Consider the following 18,669-nt stretch of genomic DNA (forward strand, 5'->3'; position numbering starts at 1 on the left):
CTACGGCATTGTTCATGTTGGGTCTTGGTCGACGCGTGGACCGCGAATTGCAGTACCACGTGCGCATGATTTCGCGGGAGAAACAGGCGAAAGCGGTTAAACGCATGATGTTGTCTTGGGACGGTCGGGAGACTGGCGTGAGGCGCGGGCACGCGCCATCAACTGGCGTTCGTTTTGGGACGCATCTGTCCCGCGACGATGTGCCGTCGCGGGACGTACGAATGAAGCAGGGCTTTTTCAATATATCTCGGACATCTAGAACGTCATGACATTGATCCCGACAGACCTGTCTGCCACGCGTATCGCGGATGCCGTGCGCGATCCCAACCGGGAGATCGCGGCGAGCTCCCGCGTCATCGACCTGTCGGTCGGTATCGTCGTCTGCATTCCCTGCTTCCGCCGTCCGCAGCATCTGCGGCTGACGCTGGAGTCGCTGGCGAACCAGCGGACCCCGCGTTCCTTTGCCGTCGTCATGGTCGAGAACGATGCCGCGCAGCGCGAGAGCGCGCCGGTTGCCGCGGAGTTTCTGGCCGCCGGCAGGCTGCAGGGTGTCTGCCTCGTCGAGAAGCGGCAGGGCAATTGCCAGGCGATCAATGCTGCGTTCGAGACGGCGCAGGCACTGTTTCCAGCCGCGACCCGCTTCCTGATGATCGACGACGACGAGATCGCGTCAAGCGACTGGCTCGAACTGATGGTCCGCACCGCGGAGGCGACCGGCGCCGACGTGGTCGGCGGGCCGGTGCTGCCTGTGTTCGATGACGACAGCAAGCCGTGGCTGTCGCGTCATCCCGCTTTCCGTCCCGCCTACGACTATTCCGGCGCGGTGCCGCTGATCTATGGCTGCGGCAATTGTCTGATCACGCGTGCGGCCTTCGAGCGGTTCGATCGTCCCGCCTTCGACCTGCGCTTCAATTTCCTCGGCGGCGGCGATTGCGATTTCTTCGTGCGGTGCCGTGATGCCGGCATGATCTTCCACTGGACGGCGGAGGCCGTCATCACCGAGACCGTACCGCAAAGCCGCACGAGCCTCGGCTGGATCGCCAAGCGTGGCCTGCGCATCGGCGCGATCAATTATCGCGTGCAGTACAAGGCCGCGCAGAGCGCGGCAGCGCGGGCGCGGGTATTCGTACAGATGCTCGGACGGTTGCCGCTCTCGCTGGTTCGGTCCGCAGGTCTGCTGACGTCGTCGAAGGCCCTCGTCGCGATGCACCCCGTGATGGTCGCGTTCGGCTCGATGCTCGCCGCGTTCGGGATCGAGCCGAAGCCCTATGAGGCCTCGAAGATCGTGTCGTGACGACTAGATGCCGAAGCGGGCGAGGGCGGTCCTGGCCGCGGCGCGCGGCAACGCCTTGAGCGAGCGCCGGCCGACCATTCCAAGATAGCCAAAAGCCTGGCGATATCGGCCGAAGCGAACCGCCTGCATCGCCGAGTAGGTGATGAGATGAAGTTCGGCGGCGAGGCGCAGTCCGGCCGCCGAGCCCTCGGGCAGGCGTGCCAGGATCAATCCGTCGTCGAATACCCGCGCGATGGCAGGGAAGAAATCCTTCGGCGTCCGCACCGCCGCGTTCATGGTGTTGGCGGTATGCAAGCGATAATCGAGCAGCAGTTTTGGCGCGAACTCGAACTCGCCGATCGCTGCCAAGCGGCACCAGCAATGCCAATCCTCGCAATATCTGAGCGAGGTGTCGAAACCACCGATGGCGCGGAAGGCTTCCGCGCGTGCCAGCGCAATACCGCCATTGACGATGAAATTGCCGGCGGCGAGCCGCGTCAGCACGTCGCCGGACGGCTTCCGGCGCCCCTTCAGCAGGCCGCGCCGGCCGATCTGATGTCCTTCGCTGTCGATCGTGTTGTAATCGCCATAGACGAGCACCGCCCGCGGAGCCGCGCGTGCCGCCTCCAGCAGCGCCGCCACTGCGCCGGGGCGAAGGCGGTCATCGGCATCGAGGAAGAGCAGCCAGTCGCCGCGGGCATATCGCGCACCGAGATTGCGCGCTGCCGACACACCGGCGGAATCATTCGTGATCAGGTGCAGCCGCGGATCGCGAATGCCGCGGACAATGGCGGCGGTGTTGTCGGTCGAGCCGTCGTCCACGACGATGACTTCGCCCACCTCGCCCTGCACCAGTGCGCTGGCGAGGGTTTCGCCGACATAGGCCGCAACGTTCTTGGCGGGAATGACGACGGACACCGACCAGGTCGAGCTCGACGGCAGCGGCTGGCGTGCCGCCGGAACGACGCGTCTGGTGGCCGGCAAATCGAGGACGTCTTCGGCGGTGATCTGAGCCACGGCTCGCCTTTAAGAGTCTGTTAACCAGGACGCGTGCGCTGAATGGATGATGCGATCGATCGCAACGTGGGCAGGCCCCGAGAATGATACTCGCATTACAGCCAGATCGTTGCCGTGAAGCCGTGTGTGGCGCTGGTTTCGTCAATTAGCGTTAAGCCGCTGGCATTAAGCCTGTGGCAAATTTGGAAGAGTGCGACCGCCGGTCCCATGCGAGAATGCGCATCCGGCTGCCGCGGATGGAATCCAGTGCCCGCAAAGACATTCGAACACGACCCAGATGCGATGATCCTCAACCTCTTCTATGAGGACAAGGACGATCGCTGGTTTCCCGGCGACCGGCATCTGCGACGCATGGCGCGCCGGTTGCTGCTCGGCGAGCCGCGCATGAGCGGTCAGCTTCGCGTGTTCCTCAATCTCTGTGCGGGGCTCGATCGGCTCGGCATCCGCTACCGCGTCAACGATTACGGCTACATCGCGCGGCATCCCGACGAGCTCGCCTGCATCGTCGGCCGCACCTTCCTGCTCGACAAATTCGCGTGGAAGAATCCGATCCTGCTCGGCGTCGCCGCCCACAATCATCCGCTCGACGACCCCGATCTGTTCAAGCGCCTGCCGGTGAAGAAGGTCGTGGTGCCCGGGCCCTGGTACGTCGACATGTACCGGCCGTATTGGCCCGAGACGGAGGCCTGGCCGGTCGGTATCGATACCGATCTCTGGGTGCCGTCGCAGTCGTCGCAGAAGGCTGTCGATGTGCTGATCTACGACAAGGTCCACTGGGACCGCGAGCGCTATGCGCCGGAGTTGATCGAACCCGTCCGCGCCCGTCTGCGAAAAGAGGGCCGCTCGTTCACTGAGCTGCGTTATGGCAGCTACAAGGAAGAAGATTATCAGTCGGCGCTGGCGGCCTCGCGCGCGATGATCTTCCTGTGCCAGAACGAAAGCCAGGGCATCGCCTATCAGCAGGCCTTGTCTTGCGGCGTGCCTGTATTCGCCTGGGATCCGGGCGGCCCGTGGCGAGACCCCGATTACTATCCGCACCGCGTGCAGTTCGCGCCGGTGTCGTCGGTGCCGTATTGGGATGAGCGCTGCGGGGCCAAATTCGTCGACGTCGCGGGATTCGAGGCGGGGTGGGACAATTTCTGGGAAGGGTGTGCCGGGGGCGCGTTCGATCCGCGCGGCTATATCCTGGACAGTCTCACGCTGGAGCAACGGGCGCTGCAATATTACGAGATCGCGCGGAGCATCGTGCGGCAGCCGGCGGCGCAGACTTCCGAAAGGCCGGGTGACGGACGCTCAATGGGCTTGAGCCAGGACCTCGAGCTTCACCGGCGTCACCAAGTGTCTTGAGCCGTGGACCGCAGCATGGACCGCAGCGCCGCCGACATCACTGACCTCGAGGCCCGATCGTTGAGCCGCGCCTTCCGCGACGGCTTGGCGGAGCTCAATGCCGTGCAGGCGGCGCGCTGCCTCGTCGCCGTCGCCTCGCTGCTGCTGGTGCTCGTGACGCTCGATCCGTTCCCGGACCTGCGCAATCCCGATGTCACCACCGTCGTCGGCGGACGAATGGCGCTGGCCTATGTTTCGTGGGGACTGCTCGCTGCGGTCGCGGTGCTGCTCGTCGCGACCACGGATGCGCCCGCGCTGAAGACTCTGGTGACGCCGCTTCATCTCTGCCTCGTGGGCTGGCTGGTGATCAACATCGTCCTCTCCGAAAGCCGCGGCGTTTCGATCCAGCGCTTCGTGCTCGCCGCCAGCGTGACGTCGCTCGCAGTCCTGCTGCCATTGCTGCCGCCGACGCAGCGCAGCTTCAACCTGTGCCTGGGTGCTGCCGCGCTGGTGCTGCTCGCGCTCTGCTATCTCGGCGTCTTCCTCGCGCCGCACTATTCGATCCACACCGGGCTCGATATTGGCGAGCCGCAGCTTGCCGGCGACTGGCGCGGCAGTTTTGGCCATAAGAACATCGCCTCGCCCGTGATGACCATCCTGGTCTATGTCGGGATCTACCTGACCGCCGTCGGCTCGTTCGTGATGGGACCGGCGATCGCCGCGCTGGCCGGCATCTTCCTGATCTTCACCGGCGGCAAGACGTCGTCGGTGCTGTGCCTTGCGATCTACGCGCTCGCGTCGCTGGTCTACGTGACGCCGAGTCTGTGGCTGAAGCGGATCATCTGCTTCGTGCCGCTGATCGTGATGAACCTTTTGACGGTCGGCAGTGTCTTGAGCCCGACGCTCGGCGGCATGACGCGGCTGCTGCCGCTCGATCCGACCTTCACCGGCCGTTCCGCGATCTGGGAGTTCGCGCTGGCGGCCGTCGCCGAGAAGCCGGTCACCGGTCACGGCTATGCGGCCTTCTGGGATGATGTCACGGCGCGGCAGACCGCCCAGGGCGCCGAATGGGCGACGTCGGCGGCGCACAGCCACAACAGCTATCTCGACCTCGCGGTCACCATCGGTCTGCCGGGGCTGCTGCTCGTGATTCTCGTGTTCGTGCTCGCCCCCCTCCGTAATTTCCAGTCAGCCCAGACACACAACCGCAGTGGCGCACTGGCAAAGCTGTTCCTGACCGTATGGCTGTTCGGCCTGTATTACGGCGCGACCGAGACCTTCCTGCTCGAACGGCAGAATCCGATCTGGTTCATGTTCGCGCTCGCGGTGGCCGGCCTGCATTTCCTCGCCAGGTTCCAATGCGTCGAGCAGATGGAACCGGAGCGCTGACAGCTTGTCGCAGTCGGGGCGATGGTGGCATCGGCTTAACGATTGAGCGGCTAGGTCTCTTGTGGTGTGCGACAAAACATAATCTATCTCGAAACATTCAGTAATCGTATGCCCCGCAGATGACGTTCCTCAGCGTCGAGCAACCAGATGGCCTCGTGTCCAGCACGTCGAACATCGCTGTCGATTTCCTGCGTGACTGGCGGCAGGCCGCGTCGCGTCTGAGCGCCGGGCATCGCACCGCATTCCAGCATGGTTACTGGCTCGATGCATGGTATGAGGCGTTTCACGATTTTGCGCCGCTGATCGCGATCATCTCGGATGCCGCCACCGGCAAGGACATCGCGATGGTGCCGATGATCAGCCACATCAGGCGCGACATCCGCATCGTCGAATTCGCCGATCTCGGCGTCTCCGACAACAACGCGCCGATCCTGGCGAGCGATGCCGCGTTGGACGCGGCGGCGATGGATGCGATCAGCTTGGCACTGGTCGAGGCATTGCGCGCCTTGCCGGACCGCTTCGACCTGCTCCGCCTGAAGAAGATGCCAGCCCAGGTCGGTGGCAAGCCGAATCCGCTGGTGGCGTTCGGGCGGATCGGATCCTCATCGCTGAACGGCAATGTCGTGCTGATGGGCGACGACTATGAGAACTATCAAGCGTCGATCAAGCGCATGCAGATGCCGCGCTGCTGGCGCGTCTTCAGCCGTCACCAAGGCGCGCGGTTCGAGATCGCCGCGGACGTTGCGCGCGCGCATGAGCTGCTGGACGTCATGGATGTGCAGCAGCAGGCGCGCATGCGAAAGCTCGGCTCGCGGTTCGTCCTCAATGACGACGCCCATGCGCAGTTCTACCGCGAGGTTGCCCGCCAGGGCGTCGCGGAAGGCTATGCCGTCGTTGCGGCACTGGTCTGCGATGAAGCTGTCATCGCCACGTCATTCGGCATCAGGCAAGGCGCGACTTATTACCTGCTGCGCATCAGCCACGGCGGCGACTCATGGTCGAGCTGCTCGCCGGGGCTGCTCGTCGCCGAGCGCACCATGGCCGCGATGCATGCGGCGGGCGTGCGCCGTTTCGACCTCAGCATCGGCAATCAGGACTACAAGCGGCGCTTCGGCGCCGAGCGGGTGCCGCTGACCGACGTCAGCGTCGCGCTGACCTGGCGCGGCGCTCCTTTCGCATGGCGCGACCACGCCGCGCAGGGCCTGCGCCGCTATCCCGCGGCCGCCGCCCTCGCGGCGCGGGCGATACGCAAGATGCGCTGACACAGGCTGTCTGCTCGCCCGTCATCTCGGAAGGCCCGCGCAGAAGGCATCCAGCAATGCGCGACCCTGCGACCAGTCGCCGAGCCCGCTCGACCCATTGATGTGGCCGAGTGCGCCCGGCACAATCAGGCCCGACTGCCACGCGCGTGCGCGTCGCTGTGTCACCTCGAGGCTGCCATAGGGATCGTTCGTGCTGGCGATGATGAGCGAAGGGAAGCGCAGCGCGCGGTCGGGGACCGGCTTGAACGCGGCGGCCTCGGCGGGAAAGCTGGTGCCGTCAGGATCGGGCACCGCGACCAGAAACGCGCCGGCGATCGCGGATGGGAAGCGGGCGGCCCAGTGCGCCACGAGCAGGCAGGCGAGGCTGTGGGCCACCAGCACGGGCGGCTTCGCGTAGCGGCTGACCGCTCGCTCCAGCGATTGCTCCCAGTCGTCGAGCTCGGGCCGGTCCCAGCTCGTCGGCTGAAATCGATTGAAGCGGGCATCACTGCGCTCCCAGAGGGTCTGCCAATGGGTTTCGCCGGAGCCGCCGAGGCCGGGCAAGGTGATGATGTCGTGCATGATCGTCCCGTGATATCTGAGATGGGGGCGCAGTGTGGCCGGTCAGGGTGCTGCGGGACATGGCAAGTCATCGGCGGAATCGATCATCTGCCGATGATCTCAAGGCGGAATGGAGAATTTTCTTGGATCGTTTCGGAAGCATCGACGCCAAGGATCTGAAGATCCTGGAGGCGCTGCAGGCCAATGCGCGCGTGCCGTTGTCCGAGCTTGGCCGTTCCGTCGGCCTGTCCCAGCCGGCCGTCTCCGAGCGCGTCAAGCGGCTCGAGGAAGCCGGCATCATCGAAGGCTACGGTGCCCGGATCAACCCGCGCGCGCTCGGGCTTGGCCTGATGGCGCTGGTGCGCCTGCGCACGTCGCATGAGCACATCAAGACCTGCCTGAAGAGATTCAGCGAGATTCCGTACATCATCGAGGTCCATCGCGTGACCGGCGATGACTGCTTCGTGCTGAAGGTGCTGGTTCCGGCGCCGGAAGATCTCGAAACGATCGTGGATCGCATTGCCGGTTTCGGCACTGTGACGACCTCGCTGGTGCTGCGGAGCGAACCGGCGCGGCCGATCGGCAAAGACCTCGTCAGGAAGAAGGCCGAGCGGAGCTGAGGCGGCATTCCCGAAAGAGAATGCCGCCCGTCGCATCAGCCGTGTGGCTAGCCATGGAGCTTAGCCATGGAGCTTCTTGGCGGTCTCCGCGATCTGGCGGCCCTGATAGCGCGCGCCGGCGAGCTCGTTGGCGCTGGGCTGGCGGCTGCCGTCGCCGCCGGTGATCGTGGTGGCGCCGTAGGGTGCGCCGCCGGTGACTTCGTCGAGCTTCATCTGGCCGGCGAAGCCGTAGTTCATGCCGACCACGACCATGCCGAAATGCAAGAGGTTGGTGATGATCGAGAACAGCGTCGTCTCCTGGCCGCCATGCTGGGTCGCAGTCGATGTGAAGGCGCCGCCGACCTTGCCGTGCAGCGCGCCCTTGGCCCAGAGCCCGCCCGCCTGGTCGAGGAAGTTCGCCATCTGCGAGGCCATGCGGCCGAAGCGGGTGCCGGTGCCGACGATGATTGCATCGTAGCTGGCGAGATCCTCAATCTTGGCGATGGGGGCGGCCTGATCGACCTTGTAATAGGAGGCTTTGGCGACCTCGGCCGGCACGAGCTCCGGCACGCGCTTGATGTCGACGGTGGCGCCGGCCTCGCGCGCGCCCTCGGCGACGGCGTTGGCCATCGCCTCGATATGGCCATAGGCGGAATAATAGAGGACGAGAACTTTGGTCATGGTGGTCTCCGTTGGGGGATGAGTTTGAATGGTTGTTTGAGGCGTGGATGGCCGGGACAAGCCCGGCCATGACGGAGAGAGTCGTCAGGCCGCGTCGACGAGCACGAGCTCGGTGTCCTCGAGCGCGGTGATCTTCAGCCGGTCCTCGTCGCGGATCGCGGCGCCGTCGCGGGCGTTGACGCGCACGCCGTTGATCTCGACTGAACCTGCCGCAGGCACCAGGTAGAGATGCCGCGCCTTCTCTGGTGCGTACTCCGCGCTCTCGCCCGCCTTGAGCGTGGTGGCGAGCACCCGCGCATCGGCGCGGATCGGCAGCGCATCCGCATCGTCATCGAACCCGCTCGCGATGGTGACGAGCTTGCCGGAGCGATCCGCTTTCGGAAACGGCTTCGAACCCCAGGTCGGCTGTCCGCCGCGCGTCGTCGGCTCGATCCAGATCTGGAAGATCCGCGTCTGGGTCGGCTCCAGATTGTACTCGGAGTGGCGGATGCCGCTGCCGGCACTCATCACCTGCACGTCGCCCGCTTCAGTGCGGCCCTCGTTGCCGAGGCTGTCCTGATGGGTGATCGCGCCCTCGCGCACATAGGTGATGATCTCCATGTTGGCGTGGGGATGGGCGGGAAAGCCGGTGTTGGGCGCGATCTCGTCGTCGTTCCACACCCGCAATGCGCCGTGACCCATGTTGTTCGGGTCGTAATGGTCAGCGAAGGAGAAGTGATGCTTGGCCTTGAGCCAGCCGTGGTCGGCGCCGCCGAGCTTATTGAAAGGTCTGAGTTCGATCATCTGCGTAATTCCTTGTGTGGGTGGTTGGCGCCTCGATCAGGCGCCGAACCCGCCGTCGACGTTGAGCACCGTGCCGGTGACGAAGGAGGCGTCCGGGCTTGCGAGGAAGACGATGCCGGCGGCGACTTCCTCGGGACGGCCGAAGCGCTGCAGCGCGTGCTGCTTGCGCTGGGTCTCGGCGAACTCGCCGCCATCCTTCGGATTCATGTCGGTGTCGATCGAGCCGGGCTGCACCACGTTCACGGTGATGCCGCGCGGTCCGAGGTCGCGCGCTGCGCCCTTGGTGTAGCCGACGACTGCCGCCTTGGTGGCGACGTAGTCGGCAAGGCCCGGGAACGAGGCGCGGTCGGCCAGCATGGAGCCGACGGTGACGATGCGGCCGCCTTCACCCATCAGCTGCGAGGCGGCGCGGATTGCCGCGATGACGCCGTGCACGTTGACCTGATCCTGGCGGGCGAGGGCATCCGTGTCGGCATTGGCGTCGTCGATGGCACCGCCCGCGGCAACGCCGGCATTGTTGACGAGGATGTCGAGATGGCCGAATTCCCTGGCGACGTCGTTGACCAGTTGCGTGACGTCCCTGGCGGAAGCCTGGTCCGCCCTGAAAGCGCGGGCCCTGACGCCCTTGGCCTTCAACTCGGTGACGACGGCTTCCGCCTTTTCCGGCGAGGCCACGTAGCTGATGGCGACATCCGCGCCTTCGTCTGCGAGAGCGCGGGCAGAAGCCGCGCCGATGCCGCGCGAGCCGCCGGTGACGAGGGCAACCTTGCCTGAGAGCTTCTTGGTCATTGGATTTCTCCAGTCCTGAATGTCTGATGACCCCTTGGATAAGCCTCCGTCTGTGGTATAGAAATAGAAACTGTTGAAACGCATTGTTTCCATAAATATCCCTATGGATGGGTCGCCATGGCAAAACTTCCCGATTTCGAGGCACTCGCGATCTTCGCAAAAGTCGTGGAATTGCGGTCGTTCGCGGGGGCCGCGAGCGAGCTGGCGATGTCGAAGGCGACTGTGTCCAAGGCGGTCACCCGCCTGGAGGAGCGTCTCGGCGCCCGGCTGTTCAACCGCACCTCGCGCCGGCTCGCGCTGACCGATGCCGGGCACAAGCTCGCCGAGCGCGCGACGCGCCTGTTGGCCGACGGTGAAGCGGCGGAGAACGAGGCGCTGGCGCAATCGGTGGCGCCGCGGGGCCTGGTGCGGCTCGCCGTGCCCATGACGTTCGGCATCAAGGCGGTGGCGCCGCTGCTGCCGGAGTTTTTCGAGGCCTATCCGGAAGTCTCGGTCGATCTGCATTTGAGCGATGCGACCGTCGACCTGATCGGCGAGGGTTTTGACATGGCGGTGCGGATCGCGCGGCTACCGGACTCCTCGCTGCTCGCGCGGCGGCTCTTCACCATGCCGCGCTTCACCGTGGCCGCGCCGTCCTATCTGAAGAAGCACGGCCGGCCGACGCATCCGATGCACCTGGCCGAGCACAAGTGCTTCAGCTACGCCTATATGTCGACGCCCAACATCTGGCACTACACCAATTCCGCCGGCGAGCAGGCCAGCGTGCGCCCGGGTGGACAGCTCCGCGTCAACAACGGCGAAGCCGTGATGCCGGCGCTGATTGCGGGCCTCGGCATCGCCGAGCTGCCCGAATTCATCGTTGGCGAAGCGATCTCGTCGGGCGCCGTCGAAGTGATCCTGAAGGACTGGAAGCAGGCCGAAGGCGCCGTGCACCTGGTGACCCCACCCGGCGGCCCCCGTCCCGCCCGCGTCGAAGCGCTCGGCGATTTCCTCGCGGCCAAGCTGCCGGGCACCTGCAAGCGGCGGGCGAAGAAAGGTGCGAGGGCAACGTAACTGCCGTAGGGTGGGCAAAGCGAAGCGTGCCCACGTCGTCGCTCGAGGGGATCGCAAGTGTCTCGATATCGCCGCGCACAAGGCAGCATGTTCTTCTTCACCGTCGTGCTCGCCGACCGCTCGAGCACGCTGCTCGTGGACCAAGTTGATCGCCTCAGGCGAATTTACCGAACAGTTCAGCAGCGCCGCCCGTTCGAGACGATCGCCATTTGTATCCTGCCCGACCATCTCCATGCTGTTTGGTTGCTTCCGGAGGCCGATGCTGATTTTTCGTCGCGGTGGAATCTGATCAAGGGTGGATTTTCGAGAGGCTTGGAGGGCGGGCCGCCTTCAATGAGCAAATTGAAGAAGCGCGAGAAAGGCATCTGGCAGCGGCGTTTCTAGGAGCACACAATTCGCGACGACGCAGATCTGGAGCGACACGTTGATTACATCCATTTCAATCCCGTGAAACACGGGCTCGTCACGCGCGTGCGCGACTGGTCCCTCAGCAGCTTTCATCGTTACGTGGAGCAGGGCGACCTCCCCGTGGATTGGGGCGGGGACATGCGCGACATCGCCGGTCATTTCGGAGAGTGACCGTGGGCACGGCGCGCGCAGCGCGCCTTTGCCCCCCCTACGGCAGCTCGCCAATCTGTCGTTTGTGCAAACTATCGTAGGGTGGGCAAAGCGAAGCGTGCCCACGTCTTTGCCTGAAGAGATCACAGGTGTCTCGATATCGGGCGCGCGGGAGGCCTTTGGATTGGGGCGGGGACATGCGCGACATCGCCGGTCATTTCGGAGAGTGATCGTGGGCACGGCGCGCGAAGAGCGCGCCTTTGCCCACCCTACGGCAGCTGTCTTTCGGCTTCGACTACGCCACCTTCACGCCGTCGATCGCGACGATGCGCAGGCTTGGCTTCAGCGTTTCTTCCAGCTGCGACTTCAGTTCGTGAACACGAGGGTCGCTCGAACGCTTCGCACAAACCGCATATTGATGGACCGATTGCGCCAATGCGCGGCGCGCTTCCGGCGTACGCGTCACTTCGGGCCTTGCAAGCCGCAGAACGATCGCGGCGAGATTCACCAGCATCTCGTCCAGGGCGACATCGATGGTTCCAATGTTAGGCATCACGCACTCCCTCAAGAGGGCAACAGCGGCTCCAGGCATGCGTTCCGGGCTCGGCCGAACATGGCTAACGCTTCGTAAACGTCTTGTTCTTGCCGATCGCGGCGCTAGGCTGGGTGCGAAACAAGAAAAATCGGGGGGAGGGATCTGCCATGGATCGACGCGACGTCCTGCGCGCCGCTGCTGCACTGCCGTTGCTGCGCGCTGCGTTACCCGGACCGGCCTCCGCGCAGACCTATCCCGCCCGCAACATCACCATGATCGTGCCGTTTCCGGCCGGCGGACAGGCCGATCTCGCAGCGCGGCCAGTGGCGATGGCGCTGGAGCGGATCCTCGGCAAGGCCGTCATCGTCGACAACCGCGCCGGAGGCGGCGGCGGCTCGGTCGGCAATGCCGCGGCGGCACGCGCCGAGCCCGACGGCTACACGCTGCTGATGACGTTATCCTCGCTCGCGGTGCTGCCCGAGGCCGACCGGCTGTTCGACCGTCCCGCCGCCTACGAGGTCTCGCAGTTCATGCCGATCGCGCGCGTGCTCGCCGATCCCACGCTGCTGGCGGTGCCGGCGTCCGCGCCGTGGAAGACGGCGCAGGATTTCGTCGAGGATGCCAGGAAGCGCCCGGGTCAGATCACTTACGGCTCGTCAGGGCCTTACGGCACGCTGCATGTGGCGATGGAGATGTTCGCGAGCAGCGCCGGCATCAAGCTGCTGCACGTGCCGTTCCGCGGCGCAGGTCCCGCGCTCACCGCAATCCTCGGTGGGACCGTGCAGGCGATCGCCGCCGCACCGGGGACGCTGAAGCCGCAGGTCGACGACGGCAAGCTGCGCGTGCTCGGCAATTGCGGCGCGCAGCGCATCGCGAGCTTCCCTGACGTGCCGACCTTCCAGGAGCTCGGCTACAAGGACGTCGAGATGTATATCTGGGCCGGGCTGTTCGCACAGAGCTCTCTTCCCGCGCCGATCGCGACCCGCCTGCGCGAGGCGATGGCGCAGGTGATGACGAGTCCCGACGTGCTCAAGGCCTTCGAAACCTCGGGCAGCCTCGTCGCCTATCAGGACGCACCGGCCTTCGCCGAATTCGTCGCGACCGACAGCAAGCGGCTGATCGCGGCGGTGAAGAAGATCGGCAAGGTGGAGTAGGTTCCAGCGCCATTTTCACATTTTGTTGTTGGTCCAGAACCGGGTCCTGCCTCATTGATTGATGAAAATCGATGGGAATCGAGAAGGATCGGGACATGCGAACAGAGCGGATTGCGCTGGGTGTGGCGCTCGCGGTCGGCGGCATCGTCGCGCAGGGCGCTGCATTCGCCCAGGAATATCGCGGCACCATGGAACAGCAGATGGCGTGTACGCCGGACGTCTGGCGTCTCTGCAGCGACCAGATTCCGGACGTGAGCCGGATCACCGCCTGCCTGCAGCAGAACACGCCGCAGCTGTCGAGCGGCTGCCGCGCCGTGTTCCAGTCGAACAACCAGATGCCGCCGCAGCAGGTCCCACGCAATCGCGCCGCACCGCCGCGCTATAACAATGCGCCGCTGCCACCTCCGCAGCGTCCCTATGACGATTACGACGATTAGGCTTTGAAGAGCGCATGATCGGGAAAATTGCGCAGCGCTAAAGCATGATCCGGAAAAGTGCGAAGCGGTTTTCCGGAAAAGATCATGCGCAAACAACAACCTAAAGCGCGATGACGATTCATCCAGATCTCATCGCGCTTTAGGCGCGGCGATGCGGTCGTGCAGCCTCGTTCAGCGCTCGGTCTTGCTGTCCGATTCAGGTCGTTGTCCAAGCACCATCCGCAGGACGACACCGAAGAGAATGGCCGCGACCGGCCAATGGAACCAGATCTTGTTGCCAGTGAAAAGATTGATCAGGATCAGGAAGGCCGACACCGTGAGGGCCGCTGCCAGCGGGCGGGGCAGCCTTGCGAGCCAATCCGAGACGACATTCGTCGCCGAAGACAGCTCGCGCCTGTCTTCGATCCGCGGAGCACGCGCTCTCTCTGAGGGAGTTGCGCTTTCCTCGATCGGGAAGCTCCCTTGTGCAGCAGCTCGGCCGCCCAGGGTCAGCCGATAGCTGGTCAAGGGAGCAATGTTCTTCAGGGGACGCTGGCCGAGGCAGTCGAAGCCGACGGACAGTTTGTTGTGCACCTGGTCGTAGACCGAGCTCGAGATCACGACGCCGCCGGGCTCGGCGAGCTCTTGCAGCCGTGATGCGATATTGACCCCGTCGCCATAGATGTCAGAGCCGTCCACCATGACGTCGCCGAGGTTGATGCCGATGCGAAACTGCATCGGGCTCGCCTGCGGCGCGTCCGCAGCCTGACTGGAGATCTCCTGCTGAATCTCGACCGCGCATTGCACGGCCTCGACGACGCTGGCGAACTCGGCGATCACGGCATCGCCCCAGGTATTCACGATGCGGCCGTCACGGCGCTCGACCAATCGCGCGATGGCGGTGCGGTAGCGGCGGAGCGTCTCCAGCGTTCCGGTCTCGTCTGCTTCCATGAGACGAGAATAGCCGTACACGTCAGCGCACAGCACGGTGGTCAGTCGTCGTTTCACCTTGTCGTCGGTCATCGGCGCCATGCTAGCCTCCCTGATCGGCAAATGCATCAGGGATCGTACCCGGTGCCGCCTTAAGGCCTGACCTCGCAGACATCGACCCATTCGGCGGCGGTCAGCTCGGCCATGCGGTCGGGCGTGATGCGCACCGCGCTGTGGGTCGAGCCCGCGGCCGGGACCACCACGTCGAATGCCTTCAGCGACACATCGCAATAGATCGGGAGCGGCGATTTCAGGCCGAACGGGCAGACGCCGCCGACCTCGTGGCCTGTGATGTCGGCGACCTCCTCCAGCCCCAGCATCTTCGGCTTGCCGCCAAACTGCGCCTTGACCTTCTTGTTGTCCATGCGCGAGGTGCCGGCGGCGACGATCAGGATCACGCGCTCGCCGACGCGCAAGCTCAGCGTCTTAGCGATCATTCCGGGCTCGACGCCATAGGCCTCGGCGGCCAGCGGCACCGTGGCCGAGCTGATCGGGGATTCGATGACGGAGATGTCGGGGGCTTTCTCGGCGAAAAAGGCGCGAACGGATTCCAGGCTCATTCCGGGCAGCTCATTTCAGACTTTGCGGGCGGGTGGCGATGCCTAAGCAATCCCTGTCAGCTCGGAGAGCGCCCGGACACGATGATCCGGCGCAAAGCCAAGCTCGTCCATCTGGGTGCGGATCGCCTTGAACATGGTCAGCGGTGCCACGAGTTCGTTCTCGACGCAAGCCAGCGCCATCGCCTCCGGCGTCACCCGCTCGATCCAGGCGACGTTCAGCCCGAACGTCTTCGCGCCCGCGACGTCCCAGGGGTTGGAGGACACGAACAGAGTCTCGCTCGGTGCGGTGCCGAGCACTTCCCCGATCAGCATGTAGGCCTCCGGGCTCGGCTTGAAGATCTTCTTCGCGTCAACGCTGATGGTGGCATCGAGCAGACGGTCGAGCTTGGTGTTGCGCACCAGTGCATTCAGCATGTCCGGGCTGCCATTGGAGAGGATGGCAAGCTTTCGCGGCTTCAGCGCGGTGAGTGCGCTTGTCGCGTCCGGATAGAGGTCGAGATGCAGATATTTCTCGATCACGCGCTCGAAGGTCTCGCTCTCATAGGCCAGCCCGAGCACGCGCAGTGTATAGGCCAGCGAGTCGCGGGTGATCGCGGCAAAGTCCTGGTAGCGCCGCATCAGCGAGCGCAGCCATGTGTATTCGAGCTGCTTGATGCGCCAGACCTGCGTGATGATCTCGCCGTATCCCGGAAACGCGTCCTCGGTGATTTCAGCGACCGACTGGATGTCGTAGAGCGTTCCGTAGGCGTCGAAGACGATGGCTTTGATGCTCATGGGGTGTCCTTTCGGGCCGTTGTGGGCACAAGAGCTTCGCTTGGGGAGTACGCGTTGTCGTTAGCTTACCAAGGCACAGCGGAAGTTTGCCGCTGCAGGCATTGCATCGAAGTGTGATCAACATCACAGAGCCAATGCTTGCCTTTCATCAGGCTCGACGTAGGCTGCGCACACTTTGATCGGGGCCTACAATGGGCGCTCTTCGCTGGATTTCATTATTCTTTTTCATCTGGCTGACCTGCGGTTCGGCGCATGCCGAGCGTCGCGTGGCGCTGGTGATCGGTAATTCGGCTTATGAAAAGGTCGCGCGGCTCGGCAATCCCTCCAGCGACGCAGCACTCGTGGCGGAAACCTTGAAGGCTGCCGGCTTCGATCTTGTAGACCTGCGTCGTGACCTAAAAGTAGCTGATATGAGGCGGGCGCTGCGGGACTTTATCGAACAGTCCCGCGATGCCGAGGTTGCGGTCGTTTACTATGCAGGTCATGGCATCGAGGTTGATGGGGTCAATTATCTCGTCCCGATCGATGCTGTCCTCGAACGTGACACTGACATTTATGACGAGGCAATGTCGCTGGATCGGGTGTTAGTAGCGATCGAGCCTGCGAAAAAGTTGCGGCTGGTGGTTCTTGACGCATGCCGTGACAGCCCGTTCTCGAAGGTGATGAAGCGGACCCTCGCGTCCAGGGCGATTGGGCGCGGCCTCGCAAAGGTAGAACCGTCAAGCCCCAACACCCTGATTGCCTTCGCATCAAAGGCAGGTTCAACGGCGCTGGATGGCGATGGCAAGAATAGTCCGTTCACGGCGGCGATGGTTCACCACGTTACCAAGCCGGGCCTGGATCTGCGAAAGGCTTTTGGTTACGTCCGCGACGAAGTCTTGAAGTCTACCGCCAATAGGCAAGAGCCATATCTCTACGGCTCACTTGGAGGCGATGATCTATCGCTTGTCCCGGCAGTGGCGGCGCCGTCACCAACAGGACCGCAGGCCGATCCTCAGACGGCAATCCGAAGGGACTACGAGCTGGCGCTGCAACTCGGCACCCACGATGGCTGGGAAGCTTTTCTGTCTCAATATCCAGATGGCTTCTATGCCAACCTTGCGAGAGCGCACGCGAAAAAAATCGCCGCAGAAGAGGCGCGGGCAGTTGCCGCTGAAAAGGCGAGGCTAGCGGAGCAGGAGAGGGTTCGACTTGCCGCAGAAGGTGCAAGACAGTTCGAGATAGAAAAAGCAGCTGCGGCTGCCAAGGCTGCTGAAGAGGCCCGCATCGCTGCCGAGAAGGTCAAGCAGATCGAGCAGGACAAGGCCGCTGCCGCTGAAAGAGCTCGTCTGACAGCCCAGGAGAACGCGGCACGGGAACTCGCAATTCGTGAGAAGGCCTCGCGAGAAAAGAACCAGCAAGTCGCTGCTCTACCACCTCCCGTCGAGACGGAGCAGATCAGCGCCGATACAGCTCGCGCGCTGCAAGCCGAGCTACGTCGCGTGGGATGCAATGTGGGCGTTGTAGACGGCGTTTGGGGTGAGCCCTCGCAGAAAGCCCTCGACCTCTTCAACAAGCACGCCGGCATGAAACTGAATGTGAGCGTCGCCACTACCGACGCGCTCGACGCCGTCAAAAACAAGGGCGGGCGAATATGTCCGCTGATTTGCGAGAACGGCTACCGCGCAGAGGGGGACCGCTGCACGAAAATCAGCTGCCGCAAGGGCTACGTCCTGAACGACGAGAATGAGTGCGAGAAGAAGGGAGCGTCGCCTGAAGCAAAGAAAAAGCCAGAGCTGCAGCACCGCGAAGTAAGACCCTCTTCGTCCTCCGCCGTCACGCGCGCTGATGCGGCTCTATCTAACGGTACCTACCAGAAATGCATGGGCCCCATCACGGGATGTTACGCAAGGGCTATTCAGCAGATGGACCCGCAGAGAGCCAAAATCTGGTGCAGTCGGCAGCCGACGTGCTGAATCACCAAGGCGGAGAAAAATGAAAGTTGCTTGTGGTCGGGCTGTTGTCGGCTTAGTCGCGTTTTGAAATTGCATCAGCTCAAATGGATGGAGACGTTCCGCGCTCGAGGCGCAAGGCGTATGCTCTCAACGAGCGATTTGCTTTCTTTCCGAGTCAATTCTTAGGTAAAGTCTGACTTGATACTGAATCGAGGGGGCGGTTGATGTCGAGGATTTTTGCAGTTGTTTTGGTTGTGATTTGTTCGCTGGTGCTTGCGGTCGAAGCGAGGGCTCAGGTGCACAGTCCAGCAGCCAAGATGAGCTCTGACAGCGGACAATGTCCCACCGGAAGTTGCGCCATGGACGGTTCGGCTTTTGCAAAACACCGCAAATATTGTTCGCCAGCCAACTGTCTAAACAACCGTTTCAAGAGGAAGCAGACGCAGTAGAGTTTGCATGGTGTTCGATGCAACCATTCAAGCTAGTCAGTCGGCGCACGTCCCCGCCGCGACCAAGACGGAGCTGGCACTGGAGATTGTCGGCGAGGAAGCGTTCGATGCGCTCGGCAGCGCCACGCCGATCGGCCGTGTGGGCGATCCCTCCGAGACCGGCGCGGTGGTCGCGTTCCTGGCGTCCTCGGACAGCAGCTTCATGACGGGCGGCGAGGTCTTCGTCGATGGAGGCCTCGCGCAAGTATGAGGTCTTGAGCATGAGGGCTTCGGTCGCTCGATCGAAGCCCTCATGCGCTTTCGAAGGCGTGATGAGATAAGATCCACCGAGCGCCCCGGCGGAGGTGTGTTCCCTCCCCCCTTGTGGGGGAGGGCTAGGGAGAGGGGTAGCCCAGAAAAAGGCGCCGGCTGTTGACGATGCACAGCGCTCTAGGGTGCGCGACGGAAAGAATCTCCGAGTGGCACCCCCCTCCCTGCCCCTCCCCCTCCAGGGCAGGGCTATCGCATATGGCTGAGGGTGGCCAAGAGGAATGCGTTGTCCCAGCCAGCGCGCTTGATTTTACGCCGGAGGGAAGCGCGATCCGGGT

Annotated in this window: 18 protein-coding genes and 2 pseudogenes; 11 read left to right on the top strand and 9 right to left on the bottom strand. The window is 63.7% G+C overall.

Translation table 11 applies throughout. The features are described from left to right. The first annotated feature begins 265 nt into the window (after window positions 1-265). Complete coding sequence (locus GGD62_RS18210) at window positions 266-1,294, top strand: glycosyltransferase family 2 protein (protein ID WP_183709306.1); 1,029 nt, start codon at window positions 266-268, stop codon at window positions 1,292-1,294. Window positions 1,295-1,297: 3 nt separating this feature from the next. Here GGD62_RS18210 and GGD62_RS18215 read toward each other — a convergent pair whose 3' ends face one another. Continuing rightward, window positions 1,298-2,290 (bottom strand): glycosyltransferase, encoded by a 993-nt coding sequence (locus GGD62_RS18215; protein WP_179731702.1) that lies wholly within the window; start codon window positions 2,288-2,290, stop codon window positions 1,298-1,300. Window positions 2,291-2,536: 246 nt separating this feature from the next. On the opposite strand from GGD62_RS18215, the gene GGD62_RS18220 reads away from it, so the two are divergent. The 3 genes from GGD62_RS18220 to GGD62_RS18230 all read left to right on the top strand — a co-directional run bounded on the left by GGD62_RS18220 (window position 2,537) and on the right by GGD62_RS18230 (window position 6,267). Then, the gene (locus GGD62_RS18220; protein ID WP_183709308.1) at window positions 2,537-3,637 is read left to right on the top strand and encodes a glycosyltransferase; all 1,101 of its coding nucleotides are present in this window, start codon (window positions 2,537-2,539) and stop codon (window positions 3,635-3,637) included. 15 nt (window positions 3,638-3,652) lie between these two features. Then, complete coding sequence (locus tag GGD62_RS18225; RefSeq protein ID WP_183709310.1) at window positions 3,653-5,005, top strand: O-antigen ligase; 1,353 nt, start codon at window positions 3,653-3,655, stop codon at window positions 5,003-5,005. A 119-nt stretch (window positions 5,006-5,124) separates the two neighbouring features. Beyond that, the gene (locus GGD62_RS18230) at window positions 5,125-6,267 is read left to right on the top strand and encodes a GNAT family N-acetyltransferase (RefSeq protein WP_183709312.1); all 1,143 of its coding nucleotides are present in this window, start codon (window positions 5,125-5,127) and stop codon (window positions 6,265-6,267) included. Between the two features lie 21 nt (window positions 6,268-6,288). Here the strand turns inward: GGD62_RS18230 and GGD62_RS18235 are convergent, their stop codons facing one another. Then, a complete protein-coding gene (locus GGD62_RS18235) occupies window positions 6,289-6,828 on the bottom strand; it encodes an alpha/beta hydrolase (protein ID WP_183709314.1) in 540 nt (179 codons plus the stop codon). 122 nt (window positions 6,829-6,950) lie between these two features. Between GGD62_RS18235 and GGD62_RS18240 the strand changes: the two genes are divergently transcribed. Further along, window positions 6,951-7,427, top strand: coding sequence for an Lrp/AsnC family transcriptional regulator (locus GGD62_RS18240; RefSeq protein WP_183709316.1), 477 nt, complete (start codon window positions 6,951-6,953; stop codon window positions 7,425-7,427). Window positions 7,428-7,487: 60 nt separating this feature from the next. Here GGD62_RS18240 and wrbA read toward each other — a convergent pair whose 3' ends face one another. The 3 genes from wrbA to GGD62_RS18255 all read right to left on the bottom strand — a co-directional run bounded on the left by wrbA (window position 7,488) and on the right by GGD62_RS18255 (window position 9,659). Then, window positions 7,488-8,087, bottom strand: coding sequence for an NAD(P)H:quinone oxidoreductase (gene wrbA / locus GGD62_RS18245; RefSeq protein WP_183709318.1), 600 nt, complete (start codon window positions 8,085-8,087; stop codon window positions 7,488-7,490). Window positions 8,088-8,171: 84 nt separating this feature from the next. Continuing rightward, complete coding sequence (locus GGD62_RS18250; protein ID WP_183709320.1) at window positions 8,172-8,870, bottom strand: pirin family protein; 699 nt, start codon at window positions 8,868-8,870, stop codon at window positions 8,172-8,174. Window positions 8,871-8,906: 36 nt separating this feature from the next. After that, window positions 8,907-9,659 carry an SDR family NAD(P)-dependent oxidoreductase gene (locus GGD62_RS18255; protein ID WP_183709322.1) on the bottom strand — a complete coding sequence of 251 codons (753 nt, stop codon included), beginning with the start codon at window positions 9,657-9,659 and terminating at the stop codon, window positions 8,907-8,909. 117 nt (window positions 9,660-9,776) lie between these two features. Here GGD62_RS18255 and GGD62_RS18260 point away from each other — a divergent pair, with 117 nt between their 5' ends. Together GGD62_RS18260 and GGD62_RS18265 are read left to right on the top strand one after the other, a co-directional pair. After that, the gene (locus GGD62_RS18260) at window positions 9,777-10,712 is read left to right on the top strand and encodes a LysR family transcriptional regulator (RefSeq protein ID WP_183238367.1); all 936 of its coding nucleotides are present in this window, start codon (window positions 9,777-9,779) and stop codon (window positions 10,710-10,712) included. A gap of 57 nt (window positions 10,713-10,769) precedes the next feature. Further along, a pseudogene (locus tag GGD62_RS18265) lies at window positions 10,770-11,291 on the top strand (REP-associated tyrosine transposase). A gap of 274 nt (window positions 11,292-11,565) precedes the next feature. Here GGD62_RS18265 and GGD62_RS18270 read toward each other — a convergent pair. Next, window positions 11,566-11,823: a hypothetical protein gene (locus GGD62_RS18270; protein ID WP_018321542.1), complete on the bottom strand. Its 258-nt coding sequence runs from the start codon at window positions 11,821-11,823 to the stop codon at window positions 11,566-11,568. A 149-nt stretch (window positions 11,824-11,972) separates the two neighbouring features. On the opposite strand from GGD62_RS18270, the gene GGD62_RS18275 reads away from it, so the two are divergent. After that, entirely contained in the window at window positions 11,973-12,959 is a 987-nt protein-coding gene (locus GGD62_RS18275) for a tripartite tricarboxylate transporter substrate binding protein (protein ID WP_179731685.1), read from the top strand. 95 nt (window positions 12,960-13,054) lie between these two features. After that, window positions 13,055-13,396: a hypothetical protein gene (locus tag GGD62_RS18280; RefSeq protein ID WP_049815046.1), complete on the top strand. Its 342-nt coding sequence runs from the start codon at window positions 13,055-13,057 to the stop codon at window positions 13,394-13,396. A gap of 171 nt (window positions 13,397-13,567) precedes the next feature. Here the strand turns inward: GGD62_RS18280 and GGD62_RS18285 are convergent, their stop codons facing one another. From GGD62_RS18285 to GGD62_RS18295, 3 genes are read right to left on the bottom strand one after another with little or no spacing between them, the layout of a single operon-like run. Further along, the gene (locus tag GGD62_RS18285) at window positions 13,568-14,398 is read right to left on the bottom strand and encodes an adenylate/guanylate cyclase domain-containing protein (protein WP_183238414.1); all 831 of its coding nucleotides are present in this window, start codon (window positions 14,396-14,398) and stop codon (window positions 13,568-13,570) included. A 59-nt stretch (window positions 14,399-14,457) separates the two neighbouring features. Continuing rightward, window positions 14,458-14,925 carry a YbaK/EbsC family protein gene (locus GGD62_RS18290; protein WP_018321547.1) on the bottom strand — a complete coding sequence of 156 codons (468 nt, stop codon included), beginning with the start codon at window positions 14,923-14,925 and terminating at the stop codon, window positions 14,458-14,460. 42 nt (window positions 14,926-14,967) lie between these two features. Next, complete coding sequence (locus GGD62_RS18295) at window positions 14,968-15,699, bottom strand: haloacid dehalogenase type II (RefSeq protein WP_183709324.1); 732 nt, start codon at window positions 15,697-15,699, stop codon at window positions 14,968-14,970. A gap of 191 nt (window positions 15,700-15,890) precedes the next feature. Here GGD62_RS18295 and GGD62_RS18300 point away from each other — a divergent pair, with 191 nt between their 5' ends. After that, entirely contained in the window at window positions 15,891-17,654 is a 1,764-nt protein-coding gene (locus GGD62_RS18300) for a caspase family protein (protein WP_183709327.1), read from the top strand. Window positions 17,655-18,134: 480 nt separating this feature from the next. Further along, a pseudogene (locus tag GGD62_RS18305) lies at window positions 18,135-18,332 on the top strand (SDR family oxidoreductase); the annotation flags it as partial. Window positions 18,333-18,669 lie beyond the last annotated feature (337 nt).

Origin of the sequence: Bradyrhizobium sp. ERR14, from assembly GCF_014198235.1 — a bacterium.
Lineage (GTDB): Bacteria > Pseudomonadota > Alphaproteobacteria > Rhizobiales > Xanthobacteraceae > Bradyrhizobium.